At 43.2% G+C, this 21947-nt stretch carries 15 protein-coding genes; 1 reads left to right on the forward strand and 14 read right to left on the reverse strand.

Annotated features, from left to right (window positions below; genetic code table 11):
• Position 1: 1 nt before the first annotated feature.
• Both QNH28_RS28450 and QNH28_RS28455 read right to left on the reverse strand, forming a co-directional pair.
• Positions 2-733, reverse strand: coding sequence for an HAD family hydrolase (locus tag QNH28_RS28450; RefSeq protein WP_283909476.1), 732 nt, complete (start codon positions 731-733; stop codon positions 2-4).
• A gap of 15 nt (positions 734-748) precedes the next feature.
• Positions 749-3316, reverse strand: coding sequence for a DUF2339 domain-containing protein (locus QNH28_RS28455; protein ID WP_283909477.1), 2568 nt, complete (start codon positions 3314-3316; stop codon positions 749-751).
• 193 nt (positions 3317-3509) lie between these two features.
• Between QNH28_RS28455 and QNH28_RS28460 the strand changes: the two genes are divergently transcribed.
• Positions 3510-4550, forward strand: coding sequence for a copper amine oxidase N-terminal domain-containing protein (locus tag QNH28_RS28460; protein ID WP_283909478.1), 1041 nt, complete (start codon positions 3510-3512; stop codon positions 4548-4550).
• Between the two features lie 97 nt (positions 4551-4647).
• On the opposite strand, the gene QNH28_RS28465 is transcribed toward QNH28_RS28460, so the two are convergent.
• The 12 genes from QNH28_RS28465 to QNH28_RS28520 all read right to left on the reverse strand — a co-directional run bounded on the left by QNH28_RS28465 (position 4648) and on the right by QNH28_RS28520 (position 21926).
• Positions 4648-7365 (reverse strand): CHASE3 domain-containing protein, encoded by a 2718-nt coding sequence (locus QNH28_RS28465; protein WP_283909479.1) that lies wholly within the window; start codon positions 7363-7365, stop codon positions 4648-4650.
• Positions 7366-7613: 248 nt separating this feature from the next.
• A complete protein-coding gene (locus tag QNH28_RS28470; protein ID WP_283912286.1) occupies positions 7614-8321 on the reverse strand; it encodes a DNA alkylation repair protein in 708 nt (235 codons plus the stop codon).
• 58 nt (positions 8322-8379) lie between these two features.
• Positions 8380-9954 carry a histidine kinase N-terminal 7TM domain-containing diguanylate cyclase gene (locus QNH28_RS28475; RefSeq protein WP_283909480.1) on the reverse strand — a complete coding sequence of 525 codons (1575 nt, stop codon included), beginning with the start codon at positions 9952-9954 and terminating at the stop codon, positions 8380-8382.
• An 84-nt stretch (positions 9955-10038) separates the two neighbouring features.
• Complete coding sequence (locus tag QNH28_RS28480; protein ID WP_283909481.1) at positions 10039-10560, reverse strand: YcxB family protein; 522 nt, start codon at positions 10558-10560, stop codon at positions 10039-10041.
• A 132-nt stretch (positions 10561-10692) separates the two neighbouring features.
• The gene (locus QNH28_RS28485) at positions 10693-10941 is read right to left on the reverse strand and encodes a type B 50S ribosomal protein L31 (RefSeq protein WP_042131530.1); all 249 of its coding nucleotides are present in this window, start codon (positions 10939-10941) and stop codon (positions 10693-10695) included.
• A gap of 207 nt (positions 10942-11148) precedes the next feature.
• On the reverse strand, positions 11149-12003 hold the full coding sequence (locus QNH28_RS28490; RefSeq protein ID WP_283909482.1) for a diguanylate cyclase domain-containing protein: 855 nt from the start codon (positions 12001-12003) through the stop codon (positions 11149-11151).
• On the reverse strand, positions 11993-14089 hold the full coding sequence (locus QNH28_RS28495; protein ID WP_283909483.1) for a cellulose biosynthesis cyclic di-GMP-binding regulatory protein BcsB: 2097 nt from the start codon (positions 14087-14089) through the stop codon (positions 11993-11995). Before QNH28_RS28495 ends, QNH28_RS28490 begins: the two co-directional genes overlap by 11 nt.
• A gap of 52 nt (positions 14090-14141) precedes the next feature.
• Positions 14142-15392: a glycosyltransferase family 2 protein gene (locus QNH28_RS28500; RefSeq protein WP_283909484.1), complete on the reverse strand. Its 1251-nt coding sequence runs from the start codon at positions 15390-15392 to the stop codon at positions 14142-14144.
• Between the two features lie 28 nt (positions 15393-15420).
• Positions 15421-16977: a hypothetical protein gene (locus QNH28_RS28505; RefSeq protein WP_283909485.1), complete on the reverse strand. Its 1557-nt coding sequence runs from the start codon at positions 16975-16977 to the stop codon at positions 15421-15423.
• On the reverse strand, positions 16974-18524 hold the full coding sequence (gene wsfD / locus QNH28_RS28510; protein WP_283909486.1) for a glycan biosynthesis hexose transferase WsfD: 1551 nt from the start codon (positions 18522-18524) through the stop codon (positions 16974-16976). Before wsfD ends, QNH28_RS28505 begins: the two co-directional genes overlap by 4 nt.
• Positions 18525-18555: 31 nt before the next feature.
• Positions 18556-19695 carry a glycosyl hydrolase family 8 gene (locus QNH28_RS28515; RefSeq protein ID WP_283909487.1) on the reverse strand — a complete coding sequence of 380 codons (1140 nt, stop codon included), beginning with the start codon at positions 19693-19695 and terminating at the stop codon, positions 18556-18558.
• 185 nt (positions 19696-19880) lie between these two features.
• On the reverse strand, positions 19881-21926 hold the full coding sequence (locus QNH28_RS28520; protein ID WP_283909488.1) for a catalase: 2046 nt from the start codon (positions 21924-21926) through the stop codon (positions 19881-19883).
• Positions 21927-21947: the final 21 nt, after the last annotated feature.

Consider the following 21947-nt stretch of genomic DNA (forward strand, 5'->3'; position numbering starts at 1 on the left):
ACTATGAGTTCCAACCTGGGATTTGCCGCAAACCACCATCCCATATAGAATACGTACTCTTCACAACCATATCGGACGGTGAAGAAGCCGTGTGAATGTAACAGGAATCTATCCCTACCTTCAGAGCCCCCTCAATATCGGTACGAGGATCATTTCCAATCATAATGGCTGAGCTCAAATCCGCTCCATACTTGTCGACTAAATAACGATAAAATAGCGGATCAGGCTTGCTCACCCCAGCTTCCGAAGAGATCGCAATGCCATCAAATAGATGTATGATTCCAAGCATAGTTAATTCTGCCTCAATAAAGGTCTTCTGCCCGTTGGAGAGCAAGAATACTTTTTTGCCACGGTCTCTTAACGTTTGTAGAATTTCAGCCACACCGTCATATAAAGAGATATGGACCATCGATAACGTCCGTAGCCACCTCACCGTTTCATATAACCACGCTAAATCCGGTTCTCCGCCTAATTGACGGGCCACAGACCGAAACACTTCCTCCATTATGAAATCGGGATATTCGCAGGTCCGTGCGGCTTCACCTAGTTGAAGATCCCTCTCCCGCAAAAACCGTTCTTGCAGTTCTCCACCTGATATAGAGAGTCCCTGATATCCGAAATGGAGAGCTAACCTTTCCCATACCTCAGATTGCTCCTCATCTGTCTGAATATCAATTAGTGTACCGTACATATCGAAAATATAAGTCTGATACATCCCCGTCTTCCTTCCCATGATTCACATTGTAAGTTACCCCTTAGTCACATTCTCCGTCGCTGCCTGCCCCTCCTCCATTTTGTTTGACACCTTTTGATAGAGATAGGAGATCCCGAGCAGGCAAATCCCAAAGCTGGCATAAGCGATAATTTTACTTCCGGTATTCAGTAGTCCAAGATCGTATAGCAGCAGCTTACCTGTTGCCAATAACGTTAATCCAAGGCCAAAGCGCCGGATGTACACATATCTTTTGCGGAAGCCGTACATGATGAACAGAACTGCTATTAATAGATAGACAAGACTAAATATTAAACCCGCATCGCTCAATTGCAGCTGTACCCCTAGAAAAGCGGTAATGATTCCGAGTAGATACACTCCCATGAAAACAGGATAGATCTCCATACTTTTATACTCACGTTTGAGCAAGGTGATCAACAGATCACGTCCGCTAAACCATACAAAGATATTGAAGATGATAAGTACACTCAGCGCGATATAATCAGCACCAGTATTACGTGAAATATCATTCTGCAGGCTTGGCAAACCTACTGTAATCACCAAACAAATAGCGTATCCGATCCCAAAGAGAAATCTCACAAAATACTTAACAATCGTGTCATACAGCACCTTCACCTTTGGCAATACATAGGCGAGAACAATAGTTAACAAAGCGGACAGCAGCAAATTATAGAAGGTTCTATGCGAGAAATCCTCCGGTACAGCCAGACGATACAGTCTTCTCGATTCATACAAACCATAGATCCAGAAATTTAATAACGCCGCGTATTTAAACCACAGGGCTAAGGTGATTTCGTAAGGCTCACTGCGCTGCAGGGCATCCTTGCGGTTATGCTGAACGGCGTACCATACGGCGATAATAAGCATTCCTGCGGTAATAAAGACATATTTTAACGGAAAATAGGCATCAGCGGAATTCATCCATTCATTGGCTATATCGAGCTGCAACGGCACATTTAAACCGAAGAACACCACAAGGCATAGTGTCAAAATACCCCAACCTGCTCTTTCCATCCCCTTATACCGATTTAGATTACCAAACAGGGTAAGGACGACGCCTTCGATCAACCACCCTATAGACCACCAAGCTGCTCCGAATTGGAACGGAATCATCAGAATGCCGAAGGTCAGCGAAGTAGCGTAGAACAGCAGCATGCTTTCTTTTTCCTGTGGCATCAGCTTTTCAAGCCCACGTCCAAGTCCTAAATACAGCAGACAGAAGACTAGCGCGAGCGCACCATTGTAATCCTTCAGCCCTGCATCCAGAAATAGAAGATACAAGGTGAGACAGCTAATAAACGTGTTGCATCCTAGTAGAGAGAAGTCCCACCAAGACAACTTGGAGCGATACTTGAACGGGTACCATAACGTAATGCCCAAATACATCGCAAAAGTCAGCACCGCATAAATCATATTCATTCCGTTGCTATCCGATAACGCTATTAATATCAGCATGGAGGGTGTATTAAATAAGTAGCTGATGTAATTGACCACGTTCCAGCGTTTGCGAAAAGAGATCAGTAGAATGAACAAATTCAATAGAAACAAGTAACCCATTGCCACATAAACCGCGTTGCCGGAAAGCCCGAAAGCCCCAAGATAAGAATATAGTGGCAGGTACCCTCCGATTAGGCCCAAAGCACAAATACTTCGTGATTCATACCTTAAAGACAGGAGCACCGCAGTCAAAGTGACGAGCACGGATAAGGACAACCCTACATAAATACTGATAATATCCAGTAAGAAATAGCTATAGAAAATAGAGCCGTACAGCACGGAAATCCCGCCGCCAAGCAGCCCAAGAGCGAACGTTCCTTTTCCTTTGCGGTATAGCCACTCCCCGCCCCCTAACATCAGTAAACCCAGCAGGAAAAAGGCGCCTCCCTTCATATAACCGGTGAACCAGTTGGAATAGGAGTATCTAAATGCCGCTCCTACGGCCAAGATCAGCAGCAAAATTCCCAGCTTGTTAATCCAGCCAAGTCCAATCTTCATTTCGATCTGATTTTGTTTTCTTCGACGCTCCAGTACTTCTTCACTGATCTCTTCTGAGGCAAAATCATGTAATCCGTTATCCATTCTGGAGTTCAGACGAATTTCGGATTCCCTCTGTCTTTGTCGCTGCGCTAGTACACGCTCATTTAACTCCGCCGACAAGGCTCCAAGTCGACTGGATAACTCCACTTTATCCTCACCGAGCTGCCTCGCGGCTGTTTGGTACAGCTGCTGAATATGACGTTTCGTCTCCATCTCAAAAGCCGTCAGCCGGTCCGTATGAGCGAGGCTTTTAGAGGAAAAATAAGTTTGCAGCTTCTGTCTCGACAAGCTAAGAATGCCAAGCTTCTCATTTAAGATTTGTTCCGTTAGCGTAACTTTTAGCTCCGTATTCTCTTCTTGAAGCTTCCCTACCTGAGTCTTCAACTCCACTAAAGCAAGCTTATGTTTCTCATATTGCTTCTTCAGGTGCTCATTCTCGTTGACCAGATCGTGACTTTCATACTCCGCGATCAGAGCTTCATATTCCTTAATAAGCCCGTCCTGCTGGTCCTTCATGAATCTAAGTCGATCTTTGAATGACTCCATAGCGCCTCCTAAATGTGAGCGATTGTTAATAATTACATATTACTACAATTGGAAGGGTCTCTTATTCTTTTTTTAGGATTTGGGTAAATGAATATTACGAGCGAATTACAAAAAAACTGCAACATATTGGAGGGATGTCCCGTCTGAATAATAACAAGACTAACAAAAGATTTAATAAAAGGAGCCTACAACTATGAACAACATTCTAAAAACAAGCACAGTTCTTTTAACTTTGTCCCTAGCACTTTCTACAGGAGCCGCTTATGCTGCACCTACCACAACTTCTGCAAAAAATGATGCTGCTCAAACTTCCGTTAGCGCTAATCAAAAAACATTTGCGATTGAAATCAATGGTTCCGCTCTGAAAGAAACAGGCTTCCAAACTACAAATGGCAAAGAGCCTATGGTGCCACTTCGTTCGGTTACTGAAGCACTTGGCTTCGAATTAACTTGGAATGGACAAACTAAATCCGTTGATCTTATCAATGGCGCTGTGTTCACTACAGTAAAAGCCGGAGAAGACCGCTATAGTATTAACAAAATGAATACTACACTTGGAACTGCACCACAATTGGTTGACTCCATTTTGTATGTTCCAGCTTCCTTTGTAAGTGAAATCATCCACCACAACATGACCGTGAAGGGAGATTCCATCGTGATCACTGCTGCTAATCAGGAAGAGCACATGACCAAGACTGGCGTGATTACAGCGGTCAATAATGAGGGCAAATACCAATCCGTTCAGATCCAGGGTGCAGGCACAGATGGCGTCGTACTGAATGTAGGGGAAGATACCACTATCGAAATGGCAGACGGTACTAAGCTTGCACTGAAGGATCTTCAGATCGGTATGACCGTAAAAGCAGAGCATTCCATGATCATGACCATGAGTCTGCCGCCGCAAACCCCAACTTACAAAATCACTGTTCAGGATAAGCAGAAACAAAATGATCTTCTGGGCACTGCAGGTACCCTTGAAGAAGTTCAAAAAGACGATGAAGGAAACATCAGCATCACCGTTAAAGGCAGTGGCCTGAACGAACAGTCACAACAAGAAGTAGTACTTCGCATTAGTAAAGATACTGTGCTAATGAACGCTGATGGCAAAGCTGTAAACAGCAGCGAGCTTGTAAAAGGCGCAAAAGTTATAGGCTTCTACAGCCCTATGCTGACTAAGAGCCTGCCACCAATCGGCACAGCTGTTAAAGTCGTAGTAGATTCCGTTCAACAATAAGAAGAATAACTTTTCAACTACATCTAGTACAAACTAAACAAGCGCGCGCCAATGAAGTATTGGCGCGCGCTGTTTGATTTTTCTAGAATCGATCACTTTATGTATCACTAGGTAGGATCAATTGCATTAATGCTAATAAACGGTCTAGGTTAATAGGCTTGCTGAGATAATCTGTTGCACCCGCTTGTAAGATTTTAGCCTTATCTTCCTTCATTGCTTTCGCAGTCAGCGCTATAATTGGAATTTTATTCCTTGTCGGTATTTCTCTAATTCGAGTGATAGCCTCATATCCGTTCATAACCGGCATCATGATATCCATCAGAACGATGTCTATGGATGCAGACTGCTCCAGCGCATATATGCCTTTCTCTCCATCAGTAGCTGTAGTTACCTGCAGTCCACGCTTTCTTAATGTGTTAGACAACGCGAACAGATTCCGCTCATCATCATCCACAATTAGAACATGCTTATCATTTAGTGAGGCGAAGTTGCTGCTAGTATTCTCACTGGTTGCAGTGGCAAGAGCAACCGAACTTTTTTCCTCATGATTAAGAGCTACTTTCTCAGTGGTTTCTTCAAGGCTAGGGTCCTGAAGCTTCAATGGTAAATACACCGTGAAGACACTCCCCATTCCTTCTTGACTCTCCACTGTAATTCTACCGCCGAGTAGTGTTGCCAGTTCTTTGGATATGGATAACCCAAGCCCAGTTCCACCATATTGACGTTCCGTATTTCCATTCGCCTGTTGAAAAGCTTCGAAAATAACGGACTGCTTCTCGTGGGGAATCCCAATTCCAGTATCTTTGATGGCGAAAGCAATAAATAACCCTGTTTCCAAATTTCCTAACTTTACTAACTCGTCTTTAGTCGCTAAGCGTATTTCAAGCATTACTGAGCCTTTAGCTGTAAACTTAAACGCATTGGACAGCAGATTTATAATAATTTGCCGTACCCTTTGAGCATCCGAATAAAATAGCGGAGGTAAGTCCTCCCCGATTTGTATATGGAAAGGAATCTCTTTTTTGCGAGAAAGCTGATTAAAGCTCTGAAGCATTGCCTCCGGGATCTCCGTTAGATTTATCGCTTCGATTTCAATATTCAGCTTCCCCGCCTCAACCTTGGACAAATCCAGAATATCGTTAATCAGCCTCAGCAGATCTTGTCCAGAAGAATGTATAGCTTGTGAAAATTCAATATCCTCCGCGCTTAAGGCTCCCGACTGATTCTCCATGAGAAATTCAGAGAGTAACAATATGCCGTTAAGCGGGGTTCGAAGTTCATGAGACATATTGGCCAAGAACTCCGATTTATATTGAGAGCTTTGCCGCAATAACTCCGCAGATTCAGCAAGCTCGATTCGAGCTTGTTCAGCCTCAAATGACTTTCGTTCAGCTAAGAGATTCTTTTCCTCCAGCTTTCTATTCGTTGTATGTAGCGACTCTGTCTGGATTTGTAGCTCCTCTGACTGAGTTTGTAGTTCTTCGGTATATACCTGAAGTTCTTCGTTTAAGCACTGGGATTGTTCCAGCAGCTGATCAATTCTCATACTGCTGATCGTACTGTTAATCGCAGCGCCGAATGCATCTGAAATAGACTCCAGGAATTTGATCTGCCGCTCCGTAAGTGGAGAAAAGGTCGCAATTTCCACCACAGCAACCACTTCACCTGAAAAAGAAACTGGAAGTAATAAAAGAGATTTCGGCGCAGAAACGCCCAGCCCAGACTGAATATTGATATAATGCTCCGGAAGATCCGGTATATGCATCAAGCGCGCCTCTTTAGCACATTGACCAACCAAACCTTCCCCCATATGAAATGTCCGATGATCTGTACTGTTACTGCTTCCACCAAACGTAGAGGTTCTATTTAACAAATCTTGATGATGTTCTTGTGTCCGTATATATAAGGCACTGTATGGATAACCAATTACTACTGCCGTTTTACTTAAAAAAATGTCCCCCAGTTGTGAGACTCGTGTGATGCCCTGATACCTTGACAGTAAATCGTTAGCATGATCCTGAATCCATATTCGCTCTTGTTGCGTATCTATCAGCTGATTCGTAGCGACGCTGAGATCCCTGATTTCATCATTCGTGGTAATCTCCACTCTTGTATTCATATCAACAGTGGAATCTAAGCCAGCAATCGTATGGGTAACCTTACGAATCGTACTAACGATGGCATGTGAAATGATCCACGAGGCGACCACAGAGGTAATAGCAATAATTGCCCAAGCAATATAAAGGAAATCTAGCAGCAATTTGTTTCGATCTGCCTGTTCGGCTATCAGAGTATTAGTGTTCTCATTCATCGTCTCGCGGTAAGTACTGAACTGATTACGAATCTGGTCCATTTGCTCCTTGCCATCATCGGAATTGAAATATTGTAAGATTTCAGCTTCCTGTCCCTCTTTTTTCAGCTCTATTACATAATCCCCGGACTGCTCGATCCACTGCTGGATACTATTTTTGATGTCCACCAGACGCTTAAGTTGCAAGGAATCATTAGCAGTCAGCACGGAGAGCTCATCATAGTTCACCTTCCATTGTGCTTTCCCCCAATAATAGGGCTCCAGGTATTTATCATCGCCGGTGATCATATAACCTCGTTGTCCTGTTTCCATATCAAGAATGTTCTTCTCGATCTTGTTAGCCAAACTAGTTATCTCTCGGTCCTGATGAGAAATAAAGCTTGTTTCCCGCTGTATCGTATTAATCCTATCATGCATGACCAGAACAAATCCTAATAGGCAGATCACAATCAAAACTGTAACGGATAATATTTTATACTGCACAGTAAATCGATGTTTTTTCACAAAGTGCCTCCGTCCCGTCATCTAACCATAGCTCTTTGCCTAATTCCTTATATTAATGGCTCTTTTCTCCTGCCCCAATACCTTACTGAGTCTTCTATATGAATTTTTACTGCTTGTAAATTAAACGCTTTTGGGTACCGTTGAAACACTTTTTATTTGCCATAAAAAACCTCCAAGTTCACTCGCTCCTAAATAGAACAGGAAGGGAAAAGGAGGGACTACTTGAAGGCGATATTTCACTGTCTCTATTAACAAATACAAGTCTTCTTCTTCACGCCAAGCTTTCCAGCCTGTTCAACCTTAGCAATATAATCTACAGCCAGCGGTACTTTACATGCGGTTTGTCCCATATGTACTTGGACCTTTCCCATGCTTGCAGCAATCTGCGTTGCTTCATCATGCAGTTCGGTTACGCTGCTGCCAGCAATAATCACAAACATATTCATCGTGTAACGGACTCGATTCTGTTCCTGATGAATAGTCCTTTGAATTTGCTGTATTAGCTCTCTAATCTCAGCGATGTCGAGCAGATCATCCGGCGTAACGGAAATATAGTTTCCATAAGTACTCCAGCCACAGGTGGCTACCATTTCATCTGAGGAACGAATCCACTCTCTGGCAAGCTCCAATGCGTGTGGACTCTCTGCGGCCACAGAGGCTACCGTATATTCCGCTAAAGCATAACAGTAAGCCGCTGACACCCAGCTCTGAAGCTCTTCCTTCGTAAGACGCTTAGGATCAACCGTAATTCCTGCCAAATACATTGCATCATAATTACCCGTCTGGTACAAAGCCTTAACCAGACTCTGGTCTTTCTTCACGATCTTAACCAGCTTCTTCAGATCGCCTACCTTTACTCCAAATAAAGGCTCCTCAGCACCATGTCGTACGAAGGTACGTTTCGTCTGCTCTGTACCCATCTCTTCAAGCCTACTCATCACTTCATCAATAGTCAGACTCATTAAGACAACCCCTTTATGCTTAGAGAGTGTAAGATCTGCTTCTGGATGATCCCTATCCCTTCATCGCTTCTCTTAAGACAGGTTCATGACCCAGTGTCACCCTATTCTTGCCCGAATTCTTGGAACGATATAACGCTTCATCTGCTTCCCGATATAAATCTTCGAAAGTCACCTCTCTGCGCTCTGTAAAAGAGATCCCGATGCTTGCGGTAAGTTGAACGCTGTCGTGTTCATTCAAGACTATCGTGTAATCACTCATCATAGTACGAAAATCTTCAGCTTCCTTTAGTGCTGCGCGTTTATCCTCAGCAAAAAAACATACGGCAAATTCCTCGCCACCGACTCTTCCGGCAAGGCCTTTATTTTGGTATACCTGAAGTATTTTATTCGAAAAATCAACTAAAGCCTGGTCTCCCGCTAGATGACCATAGGTATCATTAATTAATTTAAAATCATCAATATCAAATAACAATAGTGCCAGTCCTAGTCCATCCGGAATCGTTTGACTTTGCACCATTTGCATAAAATGCCTACGATTATAAAGTCCAGTCAAATCATCTACCGTTGCTTGATAGACCAGTTCACGTTCATACTGTTTCTTTTCACTATGATCACTAAAAACGATTAGCATCCCCTTGTTCTCTGTTGCCTGATCTTCCGTCGCAATCAAAGAGACCCCATAAAAAATGTCTCTCATTCCAGAACACACAATCTCAAACTGTCCTTCTTTCCTTTGGCTGTAATGCGCGCTAATGTCCATGTGGTTCCTCATAAGAAGATCAATGTTCTTCCCCATCCAGGTCTCATTCGATATCCCGGTAATCTCCGATAAAATGGAGGTCGCAGCCTCATTTATACCAATGATATTATCATTCTGGTCTGTCAGAACTACGCCGTCTTTCATATGCTCTAGGATTTTAATTTTAGTTAAAGGATAGATCGTAGATTTGGAGTCAATAAACAGGCACAAATAAGCTGCTATAATTGCGGGTAAATAAGTGAAGGCTGTAAAGCCTGTAAGTGTAATCTTCAAAAGGGGAAGTAAAAAAACGGAAACAACCGGAACAAGCAGCCCTGCAAGCAACAGGAAAGTACGTCGCAAAAAGGCTCTTGGTGTATTTATCAAGGAAAGAGCCAGCAAGCAAACCGCATATAGGCCAAAAAGCTGATCATAAGCAATAAAAGCCATGCTTAGAAGCGTAGGCTTTACAGTAATTCCACTAACACCCGCAACAGTGGCCATGCCCACTTCACTACGCATTAGATGATGATAGGTATCCGTAAAAATAAGCAGTACATCCACAGCAATTGGAATCGAAAAAATAGCAACCTTTACCGTTAGGCGTTCCGTGGAAGGAGACACATATTCTTTAACCACAGCATAAGTAAACAGCGCACTTAAGAAAAGCGGAGCCTGCTGTACATTCTTCCACCACAGCTTAGCCTGAAAAGAGGACGACATAATCTCTCCCGCCGTTGCAATAAATATGAGGCTGACCAGCAGCATTAGGATCCACAAATAGCGTCTTCCTGCCGACTTCCGATGCCGATAGGAGCTAACGCCCATGTAAAAGCTCAGAACACTGCCCATTAATAAGTAATACGGATATCCTTGAATCCACGGCATGCCATATTTCCCCTATTTTTCAAGTCACTCCTATTATTATATCTTAATCCTATCTACAAATGAATCGACAAATAATAGTACCTCTTACGATTTGAACTTCACACGATGAGAGAACATATACTTTCTGGCCAAATCCTTAAATGCTACTTTATCTTGTTCCGACTGAAAGTAACGCTTAGGGATAATCAGCGCTCTATTAGAAGATACAAAAAACACGAACAAGCTCATCGTTTCACCTATTTTATGTATCTCTTCCCATTTCACTTGCCCGGAGCCTGCCTCGGATACGTACTTTATGCCCTCATCTGATATAGAATAACTCTGAGGCTGTTGGGATAAGCTGTCTGTTGCGAAGGCTTTTTTAGATTTTTTGACTAAACTTGATTTGGTCATATACCATAAAACAGCGGCAAGAATCACAGCAGTCCCAGCAAGGATTGAAATACTTGTAGTACTATAATCCTTAGTAATTAACAGTAAAATCACAAAATAAGCAACCACACTGAAAGAGTTAAGTATAATTCGGCTATTCAAGCTAAACCATAGGTTAAACTCCTGAACGTCCTCACTCTTAAGGACTGTATCTACTTTTATTTCATTTTCCATTACTGATCGCTCCCCTGCCACTATCGAAATTTATCAATTCCATTTCATTCTAACATGCCTGAACACAAAAAAGGGACATCCCTGAAGCGATCGCTTCTAAATGGGTTGTCCCTTTTTAAACCGTATGAATGCTTATTTCTTTTGTGCAAGACGTTGTTTGAACTTGTCAACACGGCCGCCTTGTTCTGTATCTCTTTGTTTACCAGTGTAAAATGGGTGGGATGCGGAACTTGCGTCCACGCGGATAACAGGATAAGTGTTACCATCTTCCCATTCCATTGTTTCATTGGATGATTTTGTAGATGCACTCAAGAATTTGAAGCCTACGCTTGCATCCATGAAAATAACCTTGTTGTACTTTGGATGTATGCCTTCTCTCATTCTGATCGTCCTCCTTCTGAACAAATTAGTGGAGCCTTTATGGTAAATTAACCAAATGATCTGTAGGTTTATATATAAGTATAACCTAATAAACGTAGGAAAATTCGTAAATCTTACGATTTAGACCACCACTCCATCATACGTGAAATCGACATGTAAAGTCAACTAATATCCGATATTCCTTATATTCCCTTACGTTCAACCAGCTTATACATCATACTCCAACTGTTTTTTAGCCTGAACAATGAAATCGAGCGGATTCTCAATAGTGCCAGATTGATATTCTACGGCACCAATTTTGAGACCGAGACTGACTTTATATTTTTTGACAAATTCAGTGTCATTAAGCTCTTGAAGCTTCAATTTAATCCGCTCGATCACGATTTTAGCTCCATCGCTATCGGTGAACAGTAGTAAGCCCCATGTTGCGTCATCTTTGTCTAGCAGATACAGTGCATCATTGGTACGAATACTGGCCTGACTGAGCTGAGACACGTCGTGAATGGCCTCAGCCAGCTTATCTTCGGGAATAATCCGTCTAATCTCATTCCAGTATTTCACTTTCACTACAAGCAGTGTGAGTGGAATCTGATATCGTGTCGAAATGCCTGTAAATAAGGCGGCATCCTTTTGAAAAGAAATACTATTCCGAAGATCTGTGTTCTCGTCGATGATGGCCATATTGGCTGTCTTTTTCTCCAAACGCTGATTCTCTGCCTGCAGCTCTCGGTTGCTTAATGTAAATATCCATAGCACCACCGTTAACAATGGGGCCATAATTAGCCAGAAGTACGTATTCAGTCCAATCGTTTCTCCCAGAGATATCGTCTGATACATCGTATAGAAGCCGTAAGCAAAGATAAACACCAGGTTCAAGACCAACCCTGCAGTCACTGTTGTAAAATACGTAACGATTGCCAGAATAAAAGCCACATTTAAAATGATAATATTCTGGATATAATCATCGGGTGCCCCTGAAATGAAGACAATACAAATATAAAGAAGCACCATGAACGATAAGAGAGCGATATCTGAAACTAAACCGCTGCGATTACGTCTCACGCTTATCACCACGTTTCTTCATGTGTTTACGAAGCAACAGAATCAGCGATAGAATCACCAATGTCAGCACTAGTAGAATTACAATAATGAAGCTCAGTACATCTGTCCGTTCCGTTATTTTTTTAACCACGGAATCCTCTGCTGCTCCAGTAATGATCTTGAAACGGTGTGCGTTGACATTACCGTCTTTATCAACGATTACCCCATCGCCAAACACCTTCCATTTATCCCGCTCTGTTGCGATCAGCTTCGACGCCAAGTAGGACTCTTCAGAGCCAACTCCTGTAACCGCAAGCATGCCCCGACCCGCCTCCAATGGCGATTCAATCAGCTGCAATGTTCCGATTTGTGCTCCGTAATGCTCTTCAATACTCATCTTCTCATTGGAGCGAATCGCTGTTCCGTTCGCGTTATATTGGAAATAGAGCTTATCATTATGATCACGAATAATCTTATTATTCTTATACTCACCTATCGCAATGATATTATTATTCTTCAAATGATCAGCACTAACGCTATCCGTGTAGAACTGAATATTTCCTATATTACCGCTAGCGTATTTTCCCAGTAGATTAAACACGTTAGATAAGCTCAAATATGCGTAATCATCCATTTCTTGTGGCAGAACAACCGCTACTTGATTATAAATTCCATCACGTATGAACGGATATGGATAGTTATTAAACAAGAGATCCGTGCGATCTTTAGTATTAAGACGCATTACAGAATCCTTGCTGATATAAGCCCACGGCGTTTGATCCCTATCCAGGGTACATCCGGCACCCTTCAGCTCCAAATCAAAAGCTACTGTCACCGTAAAATTACCAGAGATATTCAAGTTCTGTGGAACGGGAAGATCCAGCTTATCGCCATTTGCCAGCTCTTTGGAAAGCTTCTTGCTGCCAATTGGCGTATTGTTAATGCTGACAGTCACTAATGAACGTTCGAAATCTAAGTTCTGCGCATAGCGGAAATCCAGTCTGATTCTACCGGAATCCGCAATCGAACGGTTTGAGGGCAGTGAAACAAAATACATCTGTTCCTGATGACGCGCCCCCGTTAGTTTATCACCCGTTTCTGTAAACGTAATATTGGAGCTAATCGAAAGGGGCGGTGCAGATACTTCTGTAGCATCATCGACCACCTTTAAATCACTGGTGATTTGACCCATTAACTCTTCATTCGCAACAAAACGGCCTGCTTTAATCAGTAAGTTCTCATCCTTCGAGGTTACGACAAGTGTGGGCTGAGTATCCTTATTCACTAGCTGCAGCAATGCGTGTGTACTTAGGTCTTCAGAGGTGCTTAGCTGAGCCTTAAGCTTACTTGGTACTCGATCATACATAGCTACCAGTACAACCGCAGCTTTATTCTTCACCGAGTCTGACCGGTAGGGAAGCATTGGAATCGTTCTATTGTCCAATGTATTCCCCTTCACAAGCCCGGAGAGCGCGTAAGTAGCCGACTCCAACTCTGCCCCTGTACTTTTATCCGGTACGGTCAGAACACTATGATTCTTCGTTAAGGTATCTATTCCAGAGAAGCGATCGCTAAAATCACTGATCCCTCCAGTTAAAGGCTTCGGCGTATACATCACGTTAATGCTGGATGTATTAAACAGATGAAGCCAATGATCATACTCATAATCAACCTCACAGGATAGATCATCTGTATTCTTCGACTGCAAATAGCCCTGAATACCAAGCGTATTGGATCCCTTTTTCAGAAGCCCCTTAGGTGCCTGAAGGACCAGCTGTTGTTCGCCATTATCTTTTAGAGAGGGTCTAAATGTATAGAATGGGCTGCCATTTAGCGTTAAGGTGACGCTAGAAATCTGTTCCTCGGTAATTTGCGAAATTTGAAAGTGCAGCTTAATTCTGATCTCATCCACATTCCAATAATCCATGACTTCAAAATATTGCTGCTGGGCACTCGAACCCGTTAACGCAGTATCAGTCCCTGTGAAAGAGGTTGTGTAGGTTAATCTAGTATCCTGAGGCGGAGCCTCGGCGGCTGCAACATTCATTTGAATTAGAAAAAGAGAGAGGCAGGTCAACAGTATAACCATTTGTTTTTTCATCATCATGTTCTGTTTCTCCTGTGATTACATATTTCTCGCATTACTTTTTTGTTAATTTTTAATAACGCTCCGTCTTATACCACTTTGCTTCTCTTTTGAAAATGAGATCTTTGGCATAAAGATATAATCCGTAAGCGGCGACGACCATCCACAGCTGGCAATAAGAGACATACATCAGCATTACGATCCATAAATTGGACAAGCTCATCTCGCCCTTCTCGGTCGTCAACGTTATGAAAGTACCTACAACGAACAGAATGATGGCGAGCAGCCAGAGAAAATTGCTAAGCCCAGCAATGGTAGTATGTACATAGCCCAAAGCATGCAGGATGAGCAGCACATCCGAGGTGATTAATGATATTAGCAATAAGAAGTAAATGGCTAGAAAATAAAGAATATCGAACCGGACTTTTGCGGCGGATTTATCGAACAGCAGTGGGATATTTTTGACAATGACATAAATGTTGCCCTTAGCCCAGCGCGTTCGCTGCTTGAACCAGACTTTTAAGGTCTGTGGCTCCTGCTCCCATGTGACGGACTTCGGCTGGAATTTGATGCGATAACCCATCATATAAATTCTGAAGCTGATCTCTGTATCCTCGGCTATCGCTTTAACATCCCAGCCGCCGATACTTTCTACGATAGACCTGCGCATAATAAAATTAGTACCGGGAATGGTGCATAACTTGAACAGCTTCCAGCGTCCGGCTTGCGCCATCCATTGAAAGGACAACGTCTCAATATTAATAAACCGGGTAAGAAGGCTTGCATTACGGTTACGGGTTCTAAACTTACCGATTACCGCTCCGAGGCTAGAATCATTCATGATCTCAGCGACCAGATAACGCAAAGCCGTTTTTTCTGGAGTGTTGTCTGCATCATAAATCGCAATCAACTGCCCTTTGCAATGGGTGAAGCCTATATTCAGCGCATTCGATTTCCCTTTGCCACCCGTAATCGCATCCGTATTAATGACGATCAGCTGGCGCCCCGGATTTCGGTTTTGGATACCGGCCAGCAGTTCAGCACTGTTATCAGAAGAATTATCATTAATCACAATAATCTCATATCGATCTTCCGGATAATCAAGCGCTAGTAGGGACTCCACCGTCTTACAGATTACTACCCCCTCATTGTGAGCAGGAACCATAATTGAAACCAAAGGATATTCGCCCTCTATCTCTGGTATGTCCTCATTTTCAGATTTAATGTAATATAAATAGCCTGCGATAATGAGGGTCACATTCACCAGCAACAGAGACCAGATACAGATCACTGCAATTACCATCAGTATGTCTGAAATCGTCATAGGATCCTCCAAATCACGATTAGTTGTCTCATTTCAAATACTTTTTTCTATACATTCGATAACCGATGATCATTAATCCGCCAAATAGCAGCAGAGAAATCATGATCACAACTATAAAGAACTGATTCTGTATATTAAAAAGCGTCGTAAAGCTCTTCTTCTGCTCTTCTGTATACCGATAATCGCTATTCACTGTTTCTGGCGTATAGTTCAGACTCAGAGGTTGTCCATTAATAGAAATCACTCCTTCTGATGAAGTGATCGTATTCACATCTGTAACAACCTCATGCCTTTCTTGTTTATAATCCGCAAAAGAAACCCAGTATTGTTCCAGCGTCTTCAGCATTTCCTCAAGCTCTTCCTTATCCTTAGGCATATCCACAGTGATTACCGTGTCCATCGGCAGTTCGGGCATCACATTATTGGATGTATGCAGATCTTGCAAAAAATCAAACGGCACACTATATAAAGAGGATGGAAAGGACTTGGAGGTGTCGCTCTCCTCCATATAATCAACATTTTCATCCGGATACAGTATCACGGAATCGAAAAACCCCATCCCCGCCTCCGAGTATTCCTTGTCATACGCCCAGTGCATTTGTGCTCCGATTCCAAGCGGCCCAATCTTGTTGTGCACCAGCAGATTAATGAACGCGTTCATCTTCGCCTGAAGGGAATGATCCATATTACTAGTACTCGTTGAATGCATCGCAATAGGGGCATTGACCAGAATGCTGCCATTATTCGATTGCACTCTTTTGATGGCTACCAAATAACGCTGCATTGCAGGATAATCGGTATTGCTGAACACTGGCCGCACACTTGCGAGAAAAGGAATCCCCACTTGATACAGTCGCTCCGCAGTCTCTGTCAGCAGTCCCAGATCAGAGAAGGGATAGATCTCTTTGATCGCAAGATACACTTTAGGCGTAGCGTTGATATGAAGCCAATCCTTCAGAACATACCCCATCGCCAGTGCACTGACATTCCCTTGTTCAAAATACGGAACATAAGCAGCATCCTCTTTACTCACAGCATAGGGTGCTTGCAGACCCTCTTCCTGGAAGATCAGCTTTCCAAGGGACTGGGTTCCCTGACTTCCGGCTATATAGAGCATATCCTGTACCTGAAGTGGAATTTTCGAGAACTGCCCGATTTGGAGATCTGCATTTCCGTCATATTTCACATCAGTGGTCAACTGTAGTTTATTTTCCAACGAGGCTGGAGGGCTGTATCCGATATGCAAATACTGTCCCCGATAATGCTCCCAATCCTCTACATAAAATTTATTAGTAATCAAAATATCCGCTGCATTACGGACCAGAATCAATTTAGAGTAATGAGCCAGCGTCCCTTGTTCATATTGATCCAGACTTCTAAGTGTGACCTTCATGGAATAGGATGCCAGCAGTCTCTGAAGTTCAGTCACGTTGCCTTCCTTCGCTGTGCCCTTAGCGAGGCTGTCATAGAGCAATAGAACCTGCTGTGGCGATGCTGCAGATTGAACGGGTGTGACGGGAACAAGAAGGGCTGTTAGAGTTAACGTCAGCAGGAATATACCGTTTAAGACTCCTCTGATGTTCAAATACTCACATCCTTTTGAGGCTTTGTATAAGGGCTAGAAAGGGTGCTCTTGCTAACTTGCTTAACCTGATTACTATTTTTAGAAACTCTACGCCCAATCACACTGGAAAGGGTCAGAAAGGTGACCAAATCAAAGGATAGTGTAAATAAGAACTCATGCTTGGAAATGTCGGCATCGCCTGCACCGATAATCGATACAAAAATACCTGAAAGCCCAATGCCAATCGAAGCGACAATCAATACCATTCGCTGCATACCTCTGAAATCACGGGACTTGATCGCTTTTACAAAGGAAGGCATATAGAGACCGATGACAAGCACCATCCAGAGGAAGATGAACCCGAATGTTCGCGGGGCCAGCGTTAGTTTCAGTTGGCTATATCCGGTGAAAAAGTGACTCTGTGCTCGGAATTCCTTACCAACCGATTGCTCGTAGTTCCCCATAGCTGCCGGTTTGATTGAGAATGCACTTTGAGCAGCTACATTAAGAATCGAGTTAAGCTGGTCTGGATTCGTTAAATAATATTTTAGGATGGATACGAATCCATAACGACTATAGAAATTCTCTTCGAGAAGTGGTGAATTTACATCTATGGTCACGTACTTTTCATAGTGAATGCTGTTCTTCAGAATGGCATATTGCTCGTCCATCCCTAACGCTTTTAAAGCAGCCTCTGGATCAGGTGATTCCTTCAGCACCCCTCGGGTCATGGCATGGAACTGGTTAATGTTTACGAACTCGTTTGAGATATTCAAATACGTGAACACACCTGCGAACAGCATCAGAGCAAGAGAAGCCATCGTCAGGATGCGAAAGATCTTATCTCTACGAATCCAGAGAAGTGAACAGCCCAGCACAGCAATGATTATACCCACTGGAGCATTCTGCTGTTTGGATGTGGTCAGGATCAACGTGCTAATCACGAATACGGCCAGCATCGCGTAGTCATTGAATCTTTTTCGATATAACATCAGCCACGAAGCGAACATGAAGATCATCGTGATCATCACAACGCTCTCGCCGTAAAAGGAGTTAAAATAAGCTGTGTATCCGGTATCTCCGAATATAAAAATAGCAATACCTGCAATAATGAATCCTTGTTTCCGGGACATCCTCCATGTAATAGCCTCTATTAATAAGTAAATTGCGACTACATATAGAATCGTATAAATCGCTGCTTGAAAGCGGATGTCGAATACCTCACTACTGAAGAACAACTTGTTAAGTCCTATAGCCAGCTTAATAAATAAGGACTGAGAGGAAAATAACATTGCGCCATTCTCGTTAAAATATTGAAAGATTCCATATTGCTTCACAAAATAACCAAAGTACTGACTATCATAATCCGGCAGATTGAAATAGAGTCCATTACTATATATGCTACGGAAAAAGTCACCGTTATCCGCCATTCCGACATACGGAGCTGTGAACAGCGCGATGACGGTTATAAGCAGCACTCCAAATGCAGCAAGAAATGCAGGAGACACCGATAAATTAGCAAGTGCTATCCCCTGCCTTAGAGGTGTTTTCACCGTGTTGTCCATCATGCAGGTTCACCTTCAATACATTAAGTTTAAGTTAATAGACATAAGCCAGTAATGCCATCAGGTTGTCAAAAGAGTAGGCTTGGCCGCTAGCCACATCGCCGAATCCTCCATACAGTGGGCTACCCACATCTGTTACTCTGAACTCGTTCATTCTTTCGATACTTTTATGGTGGAGAGATTCATCGCCGATTTCTGCGCCGATCATAGCCGTAATGGCATAAATGGCTGTGGAGCGGATATCGTTCAGCGGCTTACCCTCTCTCGAATATTGCCCATATAACGTGCCAGCTTCGACCTGCTGCTTGATAAAATCAATGCTGGTGGCTTTCTGCTGATCTACCTCTGATAAGGCTAGAATGGATAGAAGCGACTCTACTGTATTGATATTTTCCGAACTATATTTTCCAGTCTCATAATTAAACCGTGTCTCATAAAAGGGGAATTCATCCGATAAATATCCATTTTCCAATATTACGTTCATATCATTCGTCAGTTTCTTACTAAATTGGCTAGGAAACGACATTTTTTGCAAAGTGCCCAAATTAATATAACACAAAGTGACGAATGTGTTTGTTGAAGAATATTCCATATCGTAGAAATCATAAAGTTTTCCATCTTTTATATTATAATTATAAAATCTTTCGCCATATTTATCCGCTTCAGCTGTATAACGTTCATCCCCAAACATTTCCCCCGCCTCATAAAGAGCTCGAATCATACGTAAATCATCGACGGCAGCATTTAAAGGGTATAGCTTCTGCTGTTTAGGACTGTAACGGTAGCTGAAACCACTGTTGATATCAAAGGTTTGTTTAGCTAGTTGCCATTGTTCTGCAAATCGCTCTTGTTGGCCGCTACGCACAGCTGCCAGCATCCGAAGAGATGCCGATTCACTCAGAACCTCGTGCCCACTCGCCGCTTCCGCTGACTGATCTGTTTCAATAAAATTGGTATATACACCGTTCTCACCTGTGAGTTTCGAGGTAATGAACTGCTCTAAGTTAACTACTTCCTGCGTCTGGGTTACCGTAGTATCAGGATTTGAATCTACTGGAGCTGGAGAATTAGTATGAACACTATTAGGCGGATTCGGCGCTGCCGTTTTTTCGCATGCCGTTAACCCTATAACGCCTGCAAATATCGCTACTGCAGCAATGATTATTTTCCTCAAGTGATCACCTCCTTTTAATATTCTCCTATACTGCTTACTGTCTAAGTATTATCTATAACGGTAATATACAACAAAATGTTAAATCAAACTGTGAGTGTTATGTATCTATCCTTGGACAAAAAGGGAGATATCCTTACGCCTTCTGGCGAGCGGGATATCCCCTCTGTATCAGTTATTCATTCATTTCATTCCATGCGTTCCCAAAAACGATGGGCTGTCATTGCCGCGACAAGACTGGCAGCGAATACCTCTCCACCATCTCCAATTATTACGCCCGGACTGCTTCTATGTTCAGCAGTTTCAAGTAGTTTAGCATTTTCAGTAGTCACCGCGATGGGCTTAAAGTGAGAATAGGCTTGGTTCAGGAATTGCGCCGTATCCTTATGGAATTTCTTATGTTCCGAATTTCCACCAGCTGCATAAATCGCATCAAAGAGCACTGAATCTGTCGTGGATAAAGTATGAATGACTTCAAGCTCTGTCCCTTTCGAGCCTTTAATAAATCCAAGCTTATCACTGATTATCTCCGGCTGGATTCCGGCTCCCATAAGTGTATCCAGAACAGGCATCACCAAGACTTCATCAAATCCGTCGCCTATAATCACACCTATTTTACGTGTGTTTGGGTGCTTCTTCGTATTTGCCTGACTTAGTGCCGGGGAGACTTGAGTCACCTCGGAACCGCCTGTTTTCGGAGGCTTCACCCCAATAGCTTCTGCTACAGGCACAGCAAGCTCTAAGGTAACGTTCGCGAGCATGTCTACAACCTGCTGCCGGACAGCCTTACTCTTTACCTTCCCGAGCTCAAATGAATAGGCTTCAATAATATGCATTTTTTCTGCAGTACTCATGCTGTTCCAAAACAGCTTAGCTTGTGAAAAATGATCTTCGAAGCTTTTGCTCCGGCTACGTACCTTACGGCCCTCAACCTTTTCCTGATAATGTACATAACCGCCTTCGGCCTCTGTAGCAGGTGCAGGGGTATTCTTGGCCAGAGAATTGTTGTGATAGCTGACAGAACCCTGATTAATCGTCTGCCGTCCATACCCGTCACGCTGGTTGTTATGGAAAGGACATACCGGTCTATTGATCGGCAGCTCATGGAAGTTCGGGCCACCAAGCCGAATCAGCTGAGTATCCGTATAGGAGAATAGTCTGCCCTGTAGCAGTGGGTCGTTCGTGAAATCAATACCAGGTACCACATGACCGGGATGAAAAGCTACCTGCTCTGTTTCGGCAAAGACATTATCAACGTTGCGGTTCAAGGTCATTTTCCCAACAATCTGAACAGGTACATCTTCCTCTGGCCATAGCTTTGTAGGATCCAGCACATCGAAGTCAAATTTAAACTCATCTTCTTCACTTAGAAGCTGGATGCCCAGCTCATATTCCGGATAGTTGCCGGCTTCAATCGATTCCCATAAATCACGGCGATGAAAGTCAGGGTCTGCTCCTGATATTTTCTGCGCTTCATCCCACACTAAGGAATGTACGCCGAGTACAGGTTTCCAGTGGAATTTAACAAAATGGGCTTTTCCTTTCTCGTTAATCAACCTGAAAGTATGCACCCCAAACCCTTCCATCATTCTGAAGCTACGTGGAATGGCACGGTCCGACATCAACCACATTGCCATATGGGCCGATTCTTGATTATTGGCTATGAAATCCCAAAAGGTATCGTGAGCCGATGCGGCCTGAGGCATTTCATTGTGCGGCTCCGGCTTAAGGGCATGTACCAAATCAGGGAATTTGATTGCATCCTGTATAAAAAAGACTGGCATATTGTTTCCGACCAAATCGTAGTTTCCTTCTTCAGTATAGAATTTGGTAGAGAACCCACGCGCATCCCGCACCGTCTCGGCTGATCCCCGTGATCCAGCTACCGTCGAGAAACGGACAAACACCGGTGTCTTCACGGAGGGATCTTGAAGGAATTTCGCCTTCGTATATTCTTTCAATGATTTATATACTTCAAACTCACCGTGAGCAGCAAATCCACGTGCATGCACGATTCGCTCAGGGATTCGCTCATGATCGAAATGAGTCATTTTTTCCCGGAAATGAAAATCTTCCATCAAGGTTGGGCCCCGGTCACCTGCTTTTAAGGAGAACTCGTCCTCTGATACTTTTAAACCCTGGTTCGTTGTTAAGGTGTGACCTTCATCCTTACTGCGAAACTGTTCCAATTGCTCATTCTTGCTGTTTCCGTTCACTTTTTGATGTTCACTCATTAACAATGGCTCCTTCCAAAG

Origin of the sequence: Paenibacillus sp. G2S3 (assembly GCF_030123105.1) — a bacterium.
Classification (GTDB): Bacteria; Bacillota; Bacilli; order Paenibacillales; family Paenibacillaceae; genus Paenibacillus_AQ.

What these genes read in the sequence shown, in the direction of transcription:
- QNH28_RS28450 (WP_283909476.1), bottom strand. Translation starts at nt 733, where the DNA reads ATGGGAAGGAAGACGGGGATGTATCAGACTTATATTTTCGATATGTAC.
- QNH28_RS28455 (WP_283909477.1), bottom strand. Translation starts at nt 3,316, where the DNA reads ATGGAGTCATTCAAAGATCGACTTAGATTCATGAAGGACCAGCAGGAC.
- QNH28_RS28460 (WP_283909478.1), top strand. Translation starts at nt 3,510, where the DNA reads ATGAACAACATTCTAAAAACAAGCACAGTTCTTTTAACTTTGTCCCTA.
- QNH28_RS28475 (WP_283909480.1), bottom strand. Translation starts at nt 9,954, where the DNA reads ATGCCGTGGATTCAAGGATATCCGTATTACTTATTAATGGGCAGTGTT.
- QNH28_RS28480 (WP_283909481.1), bottom strand. Translation starts at nt 10,560, where the DNA reads ATGGAAAATGAAATAAAAGTAGATACAGTCCTTAAGAGTGAGGACGTT.
- QNH28_RS28485 (WP_042131530.1), bottom strand. Translation starts at nt 10,941, where the DNA reads ATGAGAGAAGGCATACATCCAAAGTACAACAAGGTTATTTTCATGGAT.
- QNH28_RS28495 (WP_283909483.1), bottom strand. Translation starts at nt 14,089, where the DNA reads ATGATGATGAAAAAACAAATGGTTATACTGTTGACCTGCCTCTCTCTT.
- QNH28_RS28500 (WP_283909484.1), bottom strand. Translation starts at nt 15,392, where the DNA reads ATGACGATTTCAGACATACTGATGGTAATTGCAGTGATCTGTATCTGG.
- wsfD (WP_283909486.1), bottom strand. Translation starts at nt 18,524, where the DNA reads ATGATGGACAACACGGTGAAAACACCTCTAAGGCAGGGGATAGCACTT.
- QNH28_RS28520 (WP_283909488.1), bottom strand. Translation starts at nt 21,926, where the DNA reads ATGAGTGAACATCAAAAAGTGAACGGAAACAGCAAGAATGAGCAATTG.